Source organism: Enterobacter sp. Li2LvB3, from assembly GCF_056156645.1.
On sequence record NZ_JBSICG010000018.1, the window covers coordinates 103204 to 115436 of the forward strand.

A 12233-nucleotide genomic window follows, 5' to 3' on the forward strand; every position below is an offset into this window, starting at 1 on the left:
ATTTGGGCTGAAACGATTCAAGTTCAGCAGGAGAGGAGAACCATGTTCCAGTTATCTGTTCAGGATATTCACCCGGGCGCTCAGGCCGGGAATAAAGAAGAGGCCATTCGCCAGGTTGCCGCTGCACTCGTACAGGCAGGCAACGTTGCTGACGGCTACGTTAACGGGATGCTGGCGCGCGAGCAGCAAACCTCTACCTTCCTCGGCAATGGTATCGCTATTCCGCACGGGACAACTGACACCCGCGACCAGGTGCTGAAAACCGGTGTTCAGGTTTATCAGTTCCCTCAGGGCGTGCTGTGGGGTGACGGGCAGGTGGCTTACGTGGCTATCGGTATCGCCGCCAGCAGCGACGAGCACTTAGGTTTGCTGCGTCAGCTGACGCATGTGCTGAGCGATGACTCAGTTGCAGAACAGCTGCAATCAGCAACCACAGCTGAAGAGCTGCGTGCATTGCTGATGGGTGAAAAACAGAGCGAAGCGCTGAAACTGGATAATGAAACGCTGACGCTGGATGTGGCTGCCACCGATCTGGTGACCTTGCAGGCACTGAACGCTGCCCGTCTGAAAGAGGCAGGCGCTGCTGATGCAACATTTGTCGCGCACGTCATCAACGATAAACCGCTGAATCTGGGCCAGGGTATCTGGCTGAACGACAGTGCGGAAGGCAACCTGCGCAGCGCTGTCGCAGTGAGCCGTGCGGCAAACGCCTTTGAGGTTGACGGTGACCGTGCCGAGATGCTGGTGACCGTAGCAATGACTGATGACCAGCCGGTTTCCGTGCTGAAGCGTCTGGGCGATCTGCTGCTGAACAATAAAGCTGAAAAACTGCTGAACGCAGATGCGGCGACCGTACTGGCGCTGCTGACCAGCGATGATGCGCTGACTGACGATGTGCTGAATGCTGAATTCGTTGTGCGTAACGAACACGGCCTGCACGCGCGTCCAGGTACTATGCTGGTGAATACCATCAAACAATTCGACAGTGAAATCACCGTAGCGAACCTTGATGGCACAGGTAAGCCAGCGAATGGCCGTAGCCTGATGAAAGTGGTTGCTCTGGGTGTGAAAAAAGGCCACCGCCTGCGTTTCACTGCACAGGGTGCTGATGCAGAACAGGCGCTGAAAGCGATTGGCGACGCCATCGCGGCAGGTCTTGGGGAGGGCGCATAATGAGCAGACGTGTTGCGACTATTACGCTGAACCCGGCTTACGACCTGGTGGGGTTTTGCCCGGAGATTGAGCGTGGCGAAGTAAACCTCGTGCGTACCACTGGCCTTCATGCAGCAGGCAAAGGGATTAACGTCGCGAAAGTGCTCAAGGATCTCGGTATCGATGTCACCGTGGGCGGATTCCTCGGCAAAGATAACCAGGATGGTTTCCAGCAGCTTTTCAGCGAGCTGGGAATTGCTAACCGTTTCCAGGTTGTGCAGGGCCGTACCCGTATCAACGTCAAACTGACGGAGAAAGACGGTGAAGTTACCGACCTGAACTTCTCCGGCTTTGAAGTGACGCCGGCAGACTGGGAGCGTTTTGTTAATGATTCCCTGACCTGGCTTGGTCAGTTCGACATGGTGTGTGTCAGCGGCAGCCTGCCGTCCGGCGTGAGCCCGGAAGCGTTCACCGACTGGATGACGCGCCTGCGCAGCCAGTGCCCGTGCATTATTTTCGACAGCAGCCGCGATGCGCTGGTTGCGGGTCTTAAAGCTGCGCCGTGGCTGGTTAAACCAAATCGCCGCGAACTGGAGATCTGGGCTGGCCGTAAGCTGCCAGAATTAAAAGATGTGATTGAAGCTGCACATGCGCTGCGCGAACAAGGTATCGCTCACGTGGTGATTTCTCTGGGTGCAGAAGGGGCGTTGTGGGTTAACGCTTCTGGCGAATGGATCGCCAAACCGCCATCGGTTGAAGTTGTGAGTACCGTTGGTGCAGGGGATTCAATGGTTGGCGGTCTGATCTATGGCCTGCTGATGCGCGAATCCAGTGAACATACCTTACGTCTTGCCACCGCCGTTGCTGCCCTGGCCGTGAGTCAGAGCAATGTCGGTATTACCGATCGTACCCAGTTAGCCGCGATGATGGCGCGCGTTGACTTAAAACCTTTTAACTAACAGCAGGAGAGGAATAATGAAAACGCTGCTGATTATTGACTCCGGTCTTGGACAGGCTCGCACTTATATGGCGAAGACCTTGCTGGGAGCGGCGGCAAGCAAAGCACATCTGGAGTTTATCGATAACCCGAGCGATGCCGAACTGGTAGTTGTTCTTGGCGATAACATCCCGGCGGATAGCGCGCTGAACGGTAAAAAAGTGTGGCTGGGCGATATTAATCGCGCAGTGGCACACCCGGAACTGTTCCTGAGTGAAGCGAAAGGTCACGCGTCTGTTTACAGCGCACCTGTTGCGGCCGCTCCAGTTGCCGCCTCTGGTCCAAAACGCGTTGTCGCAGTCACCGCGTGCCCGACCGGCGTTGCACATACCTTTATGGCTGCTGAAGCCATTGAAACTGAAGCCAAAAAACGCGGCTGGTGGGTAAAAGTTGAAACCCGCGGCTCCGTGGGTGCGGGCAATGCGATTACCCCGGAAGAGGTGGCTGAAGCCGATCTGGTGATTGTCGCGGCCGATATCGAAGTGGATCTGGCGAAGTTCGCCGGTAAGCCAATGTACCGTACCTCTACCGGCCTGGCGCTGAAAAAGACCGCTCAGGAGTTTGATAAAGCGCTGGTGGAAGCCAAACCTTATCAGGCAACCGGTGCTGCACAGAGCGCGACTGAAGGTAAGAAAGAGTCTGCGGGGGCCTACCGTCACCTGTTGACTGGTGTTTCCTACATGCTGCCGATGGTGGTGGCTGGCGGTCTGTGTATCGCGCTGTCGTTTGCGTTTGGTATTCAGGCGTTTAAAGAACAAGGCACGCTGGCGGCTGCGCTGATGCAAATCGGCGGTGGTTCAGCCTTCGCACTGATGGTTCCGGTTCTGGCAGGCTTTATTGCCTTCTCCATTGCGGACCGTCCGGGCCTGACCCCGGGTCTTATCGGCGGTATGCTGGCGGTGAGCACCGGTTCCGGCTTTATTGGCGGTATCATTGCGGGCTTCCTGGCTGGTTATGTTGCGAAACTTATCAGCTCGAAACTGAAACTGCCGCAAAGTATGGAAGCGCTGAAACCGATCCTGATCATCCCGCTGATTTCCAGTCTGGTGGTGGGTCTGGCGATGATCTACCTGATTGGTAAACCGGTTGCTGGCATCCTGGCGGGTCTGACCCACTGGCTGCAAACGATGGGTACGGCGAACGCGGTTCTGTTGGGTGCTATCCTCGGCGGTATGATGTGTACCGACATGGGTGGGCCGGTGAACAAAGCGGCATACGCCTTTGGTGTGGGCCTGCTGAGTACTCAGACCTACGCTCCGATGGCGGCGATTATGGCTGCGGGTATGGTACCTCCTCTGGCACTGGGTCTGGCGACCATTATTGCGCGTCGTAAGTTCGATAAAGCGCAGCAGGAAGGTGGTAAAGCCGCACTGGTACTGGGTCTGTGCTTCATTACTGAAGGTGCAATCCCGTTTGCAGCGCGTGATCCGATGCGTGTACTGCCATGCTGTATCGTTGGCGGTGCGGTGACAGGCGCAATCTCTATGGCGATTGGCGCGAAACTGATGGCACCACACGGTGGTCTGTTTGTTCTGCTGATCCCCGGCGCGATCACCCCGGTTCTGGGTTATCTGATGGCGATTATTGCCGGTACGCTTATAGCAGGTCTGTCTTATGCCGTGCTGAAACGTCCAGAAGTGGAATCCGCAGCAAAAGTTGCCTGATCCCACTCCACTTCACAAGGGCAGAGATTTCTCTGCCCTTTTTTTATGCCTTTATGCCAGGAAACCTGCCGATAGCGCCGGGTTTCCTGGCATGAAGGGAATTCATTATGGACATCATGAGAAGTGTTGTGGGGATGGTGGTATTACTGGCAATTGCTTTCCTGTTGTCAGTAAATGAAAAGCGCATCAGCCTGCGAACCGTGAGCGCTGCGCTGGTGCTACAAATCGCTATCGGCGGGGTTATGCTCTATTTTCCACCGGGGAAATGGCTGGTGGAGCAGGCCGCGTTCGACGTTCACAAGGTGATGTCCTATAGCGACGCGGGAAGTGCCTTTATTTTTGGCTCGCTGGTAGGGATCTTCGGTTACATGCTGGCTCCACTGGCCAGGATTATGGGCGTGGACTGGAGTGATGCCACTATTGCAGGGTTTTTTATTGGTTCATAACGAAACTGCCCGGGCATTACGCCTGGGCGGTTTGCAGCAGATAAAGTGCGTTATCCGCGGAAAGTGTCGGGTTGTTAATGCTGACGCTGGCGCGCGATAACGCGGCGCAGGCCATGGCGAAGTGCGCGCTGTCGCGAAAATCGCTCCCTTCCAGAAAACTGTAGATAAGCCCGGCCATAAAGCCATCATCGGCGCCAAAGCTGTCCACTACCGTGTGAGCTGGGGGCGTAAGCAGAAACTGTTCGCCATTCTTCTTGCTGCAAAAGACCGACTCATCTTTCAGGCACACATAAATGTGCTCAACACCCTGCTGATGGAGCGCATTCACCGCTTTTATGCGGTCGGCATCGGAGTGAATTGGCTGGCCCCACAGGATCTCCAGCTCTTTTTGCGTCGGTTTCAGAGTGTGGATCCGCGAATACCAGGTCTTGATTTTTTCTGCTTTGAATTCAGAAACGGTATCAATAAAGACCGGGATATCGCCCGCAATGGTAAATACCCACTCGATAGCTTCAGCCGTCAGGTTGCAGTCAGCCAGCACAACTCCGGCGTGGCGGATAAGATCCCTGGAGCCGTTCAGCAGTTGCGGGGTCAGTTTTTCCAGAATGTGGGTATCGTTAATTGCCAGAACCGTCTCTTCCTGCTGGTTGGCAATGGAAAGATAGGTGGAGGTATTATGCCCATGCAGACGGATACAGCTGGAGATATTTACCCCTGCCTGACGGGTCTGCTCCAGCAGGGTTTCGCCGTAAAAATCGCTGCCTACGGCGGAGATCAAATGCACATCGCGCCCCAGCAGGGCCAGGTTATGCGCAATATTGCGGCCCACGCCACCCGCCGAACATTGAATGTTCCCGGGGTTTGATGCGGCCTGCGGATAATGGATATCCGCCACGCCGCGAATATCCATGTTAATCGCGCCGACCACCACACAGTACTCTTGCTCGGTCAGGATGTAGCCTTTCCCTTTGATCATCCCTTTGCGCATTAAATCCATAATGTGTGCCGCCACACGTGAACGGCTGATCTGCAAAATATCGGCGATCTCGTTTTGCTGGATAAGAGGATTACGACGCAGGATCTTGAGTATCTGCTTCTCTCTGTCGTTCATTATTACTCAACCGCCTTATCAGTCTGCTGTGCTTTCAGCCAGGCTATCTCTTCTGCCCAGATATCCGGGTTAATGGTTTCCAGCACCATCGGGATACCATCAAACCGGGCGTCCTGCATGATAAAGCGGAAAGCGTCATGACCGATATTGCCTTCACCCAGACTGTGATGGCGGTCAACACGGCTGCCAAAGGTGCTTTTGGCATCGTTTAGGTGCATCCCGCGCAGGTATTTAAAGCCGACAATGCGCTCGAATTCGTCGAAGGTCTTTTTGGTCTCTTCGAGGGTGCGCAGATCGTAACCGGCGGCGAAGGCGTGGCAGGTATCAATACACACACCGACGCGGGTCTTGTCTTCCACGCCGTCGATGATGGCCGCCAGATGCTCGAACTTAAATCCGAGGTTACTGCCCTGACCGGCAGTATTTTCGATAACCGCCGTCACGCCTTTGGTTTTATCCAGCGTAATGTTGATGGACTCCGCAATGCGCGCCAGGCAGGCATCTTCATCTATTTGCGTCAGGTGGCTGCCCGGGTGGAAGTTCAGCAGCGTCAGGCCAAGCTGTTCGCAGCGTTGCACTTCATCGAGGAAGGCTTCACGGGATTTCTCCAGCGCTTCTTCAACCGGATGGCCGAGGTTAATCAGATAACTGTCGTGGGGAAGGATCTGGCCCGGCCCGAAGTGATATTTCTCACAGGCGGCTTTGAAATCATCAATCACGTCACTGGTAAGCGGGGCGGCGCGCCACTGGCGCTGGTTCTTGGTGAACAGAGCGAAAGCGGTCGCGTCGATTTCAGCAGCACGAATGGCGGCATTCGCAAGGCCACCGGCAGCGCTTACGTGCGCTCCAACATATTTCATACAAGAACTCCTGTTAACCCGAAATGCTTATGATAGCGGGTTAACAGGAGAAGGACGAGGTGGTTTATGCCATCAAACTGTGAACGACCAGGTTAATTGCGCCGCCGCCCACAATCAGCCAGATAAAGAGCACCAGCGCCATCAGCAGCGGCTTAGCACCGGCTTTTTTCAGCGCGCTGACGTGCGTGGTGACACCCAGCGCCGCCATCGCCATCGCCAGTAAAACCGTATCCAGCGTGACCAGCATATCAACCACGGCTTTAGGCAGCAGATGGAAGGAGTTAAACACTGCCACCACAATAAACAGAATGGCGAACCACGGAATAGTGATTTTGCTTTGCTGGCTACTGCCTGCCGGAGCCAGCTGTTTAACACGCGCCGCCAGGATAATCAGGAACGGTGCCAGCATCATCACGCGCAGCATTTTGGCAATCACCGCCGCGTTCTCTGCATCCGGATTAATGGCGTGACCGGCGGCCACCACCTGTGCAACCTCATGCATTGTTGAACCAATGTAGATGCCATAGGTTTCAGGTGTAAACCAGTGAGCGACCAGCGGATACATGGCCGGGTAGAGGAATATCGCCAGCGTACCGAAGATAACAACGGTCGCCACGGCCACGGTCACTTTGCTGGATTCAGCCTTAATCACCGGCTCGGTTGCCAGCACGGCTGCGGCGCCGCAAATACTGCTGCCTGCCCCGATAAGCCAGCTGGTTTGTTTATCCAGCCCGAAGACTTTCTGCCCAATAAAGCAGGCCAGTAAAAAGGTACTGGTCAGCGTGAGTACATCGATGGCGATACCGCTGACACCGACATCTGCAATCTGCGAAAAGGTCAGGCGGAAGCCATACAGGATGATCCCCAGACGCAGCAGGTGTTGCTTGGCGAAGATAACGCCGCCGTCGCAGGATTTCCAGATATGTGGATAGACGGTATTCCCGACGACCATGCCAAGCAAAATAGCCAGCGTTAATGCGCTGAAACCTGCGCCAGCGACCGCCGGAATGCTGCCGCCCCATAATGCCACGCCCGTGATAACGGCACTGAGCGCAAGACCGGGCACGAAGTGCCACACTGTACGATGATTCTGTAGGGTGAGTTCTGTCATAACCTTCTCCTTTATCTGGCTAAAAGGTTACGGCGGTCTGGCTTAAAAATAAAATTGATTATATATTTATAATTAATCTTTATAAGTGGTAAGCAACCATGCACATTACATTGCGTCAGCTGGAAGTTTTTGCCGAAGTGCTGAAAAGCGGGTCAACAACCCAGGCTTCGCAGATGCTGGCTTTGTCTCAGTCTGCGGTCAGTGCGGCGTTGACCGATCTTGAAGGGCAGCTCGGCGTTCAGCTCTTCGACAGGGTAGGGAAGCGCCTGGTGGTGAACGAACATGGTCGTCTGCTTTACCCGCGCGCGCTGGCATTGCTGGAGCAGGCGACAGAAATCGAGCAGCTGTTCCGCGAAGACAACGGCGCGATCCGCGTTTTCGCCAGCAGTACCATTGGTAACTACATTCTCCCGGAAGTGATTGCCCGCTATCGCCGTGATTTTCCCACCTTGCCGCTGGAGATGAGCGTGGGAAACAGCCAGGACGTCATTAATGCGGTGATCGATTTCCGTGTGGACATCGGTCTTATCGAAGGACCTTGTCATAACGTGGATGTGATTGCTGAACCCTGGCTGGAAGATGAGCTGGTGGTGTTTGCATCTCCTGCCTCTCCTTTATTAGAAGGAGAGGTAACCCTGGAGCGTCTGGCCCAGGCGCAGTGGATCTTACGCGAACACGGTTCCGGGACGCGCGAAATAGTTGATTATCTGTTGTTATCCCACCTGCCGCAGTTTCAGCTGGGGATGGAGCTTGGGAATTCCGAAGCCATCAAGCACGCGGTGCGCCACGGATTAGGGATCAGCTGCCTCTCCCGGCGAGTGATTGCAGAACAGCTTGAATCCGGCTCCCTGGTCGAAATTCCGGTGCCGTTGCCTAAACTGGTGAGAACGCTGTGGTGCATTCACCATCGTCAAAAGCACCTTTCCAGCTCGCTCCAGCGTTTTCTGCGTTACTGCGAAATCTGAATTTCTCTCCCCGGTGGCGCTTCGCGGGCCGGGGAAGGGCCTCTTTTTGTCCTGCCTTTTTCTACGTTACTTATAATCCAGGCCGAGTCATGAAGCTCTCTTATAACTGGGCATTTCTGCCAGAAGGAACGCTTATCGTCTGTTACAATCGCGCCTCATTTATTAAATGGACAGCATTTTCACATGGTTTCAGAAATTAAAACCACAGAAGCGCCCGCGCTACGTCGCGAACTTAAGGCGCGCCACCTGACGATGATCGCCATCGGCGGTTCTATCGGTACAGGTCTTTTCGTTGCCTCTGGCGCAACGATTTCCGCGGCAGGCCCGGGTGGGGCACTCTTTTCTTATATCCTGATTGGCCTGATGGTGTACTTCCTGATGACCAGTCTGGGTGAACTGGCGGCATACATGCCAGTGTCGGGTTCGTTTTCAACCTACGGTCAAAAATACGTTGAAGAAGGCTTTGGCTTCGCGCTGGGCTGGAACTACTGGTACAACTGGGCGGTGACTATCGCCGTGGACCTGGTGGCCGCACAGCTGGTCATGAACTGGTGGTTCCCGGATACGCCGGGCTGGATCTGGAGCGCACTTTTCCTGTGCGTAATTTTCCTGCTGAACTACATCTCCGTTCGCGGTTTTGGTGAAGCAGAATACTGGTTCTCTCTGATCAAAGTGGCGACCGTCATTATCTTTATCGTTGTCGGTGTGGCAATGATCGTCGGTATTTTCAAAGGTGCTGAACCTGTGGGCTGGAGCAACTGGACGATTGGCGATGCACCGTTTGCTGGCGGGTTTTCAGCAATGATTGGTGTGGCGATGATTGTTGGCTTCTCCTTCCAGGGGACAGAGCTTATCGGTATCGCCGCAGGGGAATCCGAAGATCCAGAGAAGAACATTCCGCGCGCGGTGCGTCAGGTGTTCTGGCGTATCTTGCTGTTCTATGTGTTCGCCATCCTGATTATCAGCCTGATCATTCCTTATACCGATCCGAGCCTGCTGCGTAATGATGTGAAAGACATCAGCGTGAGTCCGTTTACGCTGGTCTTCCAGCACGCGGGCCTGCTCTCTGCGGCTGCGGTAATGAACGCCGTTATCCTGACCGCGGTGCTGTCTGCGGGTAACTCAGGTATGTACGCCTCAACCCGTATGCTCTACACCCTGGCATGCGATGGTAAAGCGCCACGCATCTTCGCCAAATTGTCCCGTGGCGGCGTGCCGCGTAACGCGCTGTATGCCACCACTGTGATTGCGGGTCTGTGCTTCCTGACCTCGATGTTCGGCAACCAGACGGTCTACCTGTGGCTGCTTAACACGTCCGGTATGACGGGCTTCATCGCCTGGCTGGGGATTGCTATCAGCCATTACCGCTTCCGTCGCGGTTATGTGATGCAGGGGCATGACCTTAACAACCTGCCGTACCGTTCAGGTTTCTTCCCACTGGGGCCGATTTTCGCCTTCATTCTGTGCCTGATTATTACGCTTGGTCAGAACTATGAAGCCTTCCTTGCGGACACCATTGACTGGGGCGCAGTAACGGCCACGTACATTGGTATCCCGCTGTTCCTGGTCATCTGGTTTGGTTACAAACTGACGAAAGGAACCCAATTCGTTCGCTACAGCGAAATGGATTTCCCGGAACGATTTAAAAAATAATCGCACTTCCTCTCTTTTAACCCGCTCAACTGAGCGGGTTTTTTTATCTCCACATTATGAAGAACAGATATATTTCTTAACAATTAAATTGATAATAGTTATCGTTTGCTTTATCGTTACGGAAAAATAAGCAGCAACCCGACCAGCCGGAGATGCGGGCGGGCAGCAAGGCATTGCGAGCAATAATTATTTGTTTTAATTGTATTTACCTCATGGAGATATGGAATGTTTAGGTTGAATCCCTTCGTCCGGGGAGGACTTTTTGCGTCCGCAATGTCCCTGGCACTGCCTGTCATCGCAGCCGAATCCGGCGACACTATGGTGGTGACGGCCGCCGCTACCGAGCAAAACCTGAAAGATGCACCGGCCAGTATCAGCGTCATTACTCAGGAAGATTTGCAGCGTAAACCCGTCCAGAACCTGAAAGATGTGTTACAGGACGTGCCGGGTGTACAGCTCACCAACGAAGGGGATAACCGCAAAGGGGTCAGCATCCGTGGCCTGGACAGCAGCTATACGCTGATCCTGGTCGACGGAAAACGCGTGAACTCCCGCAATGCGGTTTTCCGTCACAACGATTTTGACCTGAACTGGGTCCCGGTAGACGCCATTGAGCGTATCGAAGTGGTGCGCGGGCCAATGTCTTCGCTGTACGGCTCTGATGCCCTGGGCGGGGTGGTGAACATCATCACTAAAAAAATCGGCCAGAAATGGACGGGGACGCTGAGTGCAGATTCCACCATTCAGGAACACCGCGATCGTGGCGACACCTATAACGGCCAATTCTATACCAGCGGTCCGCTGGTGGACGGCGTTCTGGGGCTGAAAGCCTACGGTAGCCTGTCTAAGCGCGAAAAAGACGACCAACAACAATCTTCCACGTCTGCCACCGGGGAAACGCCGCGTATTGAGGGCTTCACCAGCCGCGATGCCAACGTTGAATTCGCCTGGACACCAAATGAAGATCATGACTTTACCGCGGGCTATGGTTTCGATCGCCAGGATCGTGATTCCGATTCGCTGGACCAGAACCGCCTGGAGCGCCAAAACTACTCCCTGAGCCACAATGGTCGCTGGGGGATGGGCAATAGTGAGCTCAAATTCTACGGTGAGAAAGTTGATAACAAGAACCCGGGGAACACCGGCACTATTACGTCCGAAAGCAATTCTGTTGACGGTAAATACGTGTTGCCGCTGTCTGAGATTAACCAGCTTCTGACCTTCGGTGGGGAGTGGCGTCACGACAAGCTTAAAGACCCGGTTAACCTGACGGGCAGCTCCAGCAGTGCGACATCTGCGAGCCAGTATGCACTCTTCCTGGAAGACGAATGGCGGATCTTTGAACCGCTGGCACTGACCACCGGCATCCGTATGGATGACCATGAAACTTACGGCGATCACTGGAGCCCGCGTGCCTATCTGGTCTATAACGCGACCGATACCGTCACGGTGAAAGGGGGGTGGGCAACCGCATTTAAAGCACCATCGCTGCTGCAACTTAGCCCGGACTGGGTGACCGGTTCGTGCCGCGGCGCCTGCGAAATTGTGGGTAACCCGGATCTGAAACCGGAAACCAGCGAAAGCGTCGAACTTGGGCTGTACTACAGCGGGGAAGAGGGCTGGTTAGAAGACGTGCAGGCCAGCATTACCACATTCCAGAACGATGTGGATGACCGGATCAGCATCAGCCGTACCGCTAACGTAAACCAGGCTCAGAGCTACCCGAACTATGTCGGGCTGAACGCTGACGGCGAACCTATTTTCCGATATTACAACGTCAATAAGGCCCGTATCCGTGGGGTAGAAACTGAGCTGAAGTTCCCGGTTGCAGAAGACTGGAAAGTGACGCTGAACTACACCTATAACGATGGCCGTGATATCAGCAACGGTGGTAACAAACCGTTGTCTGAGCTGCCGTTCCATACCGCCAATGGTACCGTCGACTGGAAGGCAACGCAGGACTGGTCATTCTATGTTCAGGGGAACTACACCGGTGAGAAGCGTGCGCTGACGTCGGGGGAAGCGACGCCGGGTGGTTATGTTATCTGGAACACCGGCGCGGCATGGCAGGCAACGAAAAGCGTGAAGCTACGTGCCGGCGTGCAGAACTTGCTGGATAAAGACCTGAACCGTGACGATTACAGCTACACGGAAGATGGCCGCCGTTACTTTGTGGGAGTGGATTATAAGTTCTGATGCGGTAATGTGCCGGGTGGCTGCTGCGCCTTACCCGGCCTACAAAACAGCACAAACTCGTAGGCCCGGTAAGCGAAG

Annotated in this window: 9 protein-coding genes and 1 pseudogene; 7 read left to right on the forward strand and 3 right to left on the reverse strand. The window is 54.6% G+C overall.

Annotated elements, in window-relative coordinates; all coding sequences use genetic code 11:
- Positions 1-42: 42 nt before the first annotated feature.
- From fruB to ACS603_RS15755, 4 genes and pseudogenes are all read left to right on the forward strand, one after another.
- Positions 43-1173, forward strand: coding sequence for a fused PTS fructose transporter subunit IIA/HPr protein (fruB, locus tag ACS603_RS15740; protein ID WP_315686207.1), 1131 nt, complete (start codon positions 43-45; stop codon positions 1171-1173).
- Positions 1173-2111, forward strand: coding sequence for a 1-phosphofructokinase (gene fruK / locus ACS603_RS15745; protein ID WP_014071044.1), 939 nt, complete (start codon positions 1173-1175; stop codon positions 2109-2111). Before fruB ends, fruK begins: the two co-directional genes overlap by 1 nt.
- Before the next feature lie 16 nt (positions 2112-2127).
- The gene (gene fruA, locus ACS603_RS15750) at positions 2128-3813 is read left to right on the forward strand and encodes a PTS fructose transporter subunit IIBC (RefSeq protein WP_474944549.1); all 1686 of its coding nucleotides are present in this window, start codon (positions 2128-2130) and stop codon (positions 3811-3813) included.
- A gap of 107 nt (positions 3814-3920) precedes the next feature.
- Positions 3921-4169: pseudogene (locus ACS603_RS15755) on the forward strand (Na+ dependent nucleoside transporter N-terminal domain-containing protein); the annotation flags it as partial.
- Positions 4170-4275: 106 nt separating this feature from the next.
- Here the strand turns inward: ACS603_RS15755 and ACS603_RS15760 are convergent.
- The 3 genes from ACS603_RS15760 to ACS603_RS15770 form a co-directional block, all read right to left on the reverse strand.
- On the reverse strand, positions 4276-5370 hold the full coding sequence (locus ACS603_RS15760) for a sugar kinase (protein WP_315686204.1): 1095 nt from the start codon (positions 5368-5370) through the stop codon (positions 4276-4278).
- A 2-nt stretch (positions 5371-5372) separates the two neighbouring features.
- Positions 5373-6230, reverse strand: coding sequence for a deoxyribonuclease IV (gene nfo, locus ACS603_RS15765; RefSeq protein ID WP_182061765.1), 858 nt, complete (start codon positions 6228-6230; stop codon positions 5373-5375).
- Between the two features lie 64 nt (positions 6231-6294).
- Complete coding sequence (locus ACS603_RS15770) at positions 6295-7341, reverse strand: YeiH family protein (protein ID WP_315686199.1); 1047 nt, start codon at positions 7339-7341, stop codon at positions 6295-6297.
- 98 nt (positions 7342-7439) lie between these two features.
- On the opposite strand from ACS603_RS15770, the gene yieE reads away from it, so the two are divergent.
- From yieE to cirA, 3 genes are all read left to right on the forward strand, one after another.
- Positions 7440-8306, forward strand: coding sequence for a DNA-binding transcriptional regulator YeiE (gene yieE, locus ACS603_RS15775; RefSeq protein ID WP_315686197.1), 867 nt, complete (start codon positions 7440-7442; stop codon positions 8304-8306).
- A gap of 183 nt (positions 8307-8489) precedes the next feature.
- Positions 8490-9959, forward strand: coding sequence for an amino acid permease (locus tag ACS603_RS15780; RefSeq protein WP_182061762.1), 1470 nt, complete (start codon positions 8490-8492; stop codon positions 9957-9959).
- A gap of 225 nt (positions 9960-10184) precedes the next feature.
- Complete coding sequence (gene cirA / locus ACS603_RS15785) at positions 10185-12155, forward strand: catecholate siderophore receptor CirA (protein WP_474944550.1); 1971 nt, start codon at positions 10185-10187, stop codon at positions 12153-12155.
- The last annotated feature ends 78 nt before the right edge of the window (positions 12156-12233 follow it).

Excerpts from the sequence above, each read along its gene's own strand:
- fruK (WP_014071044.1), top strand. The coding sequence starts at position 1,173 with ATGAGCAGACGTGTTGCGACTATTACGCTGAACCCGGCTTACGACCTG.
- ACS603_RS15780 (WP_182061762.1), top strand. The coding sequence starts at position 8,490 with ATGGTTTCAGAAATTAAAACCACAGAAGCGCCCGCGCTACGTCGCGAA.
- nfo (WP_182061765.1), bottom strand. The coding sequence starts at position 6,230 with ATGAAATATGTTGGAGCGCACGTAAGCGCTGCCGGTGGCCTTGCGAAT.
- yieE (WP_315686197.1), top strand. The coding sequence starts at position 7,440 with ATGCACATTACATTGCGTCAGCTGGAAGTTTTTGCCGAAGTGCTGAAA.
- fruA (WP_474944549.1), top strand. The coding sequence starts at position 2,128 with ATGAAAACGCTGCTGATTATTGACTCCGGTCTTGGACAGGCTCGCACT.
- ACS603_RS15760 (WP_315686204.1), bottom strand. The coding sequence starts at position 5,370 with ATGAACGACAGAGAGAAGCAGATACTCAAGATCCTGCGTCGTAATCCT.
- fruB (WP_315686207.1), top strand. The coding sequence starts at position 43 with ATGTTCCAGTTATCTGTTCAGGATATTCACCCGGGCGCTCAGGCCGGG.
- cirA (WP_474944550.1), top strand. The coding sequence starts at position 10,185 with ATGTTTAGGTTGAATCCCTTCGTCCGGGGAGGACTTTTTGCGTCCGCA.
- ACS603_RS15770 (WP_315686199.1), bottom strand. The coding sequence starts at position 7,341 with ATGACAGAACTCACCCTACAGAATCATCGTACAGTGTGGCACTTCGTG.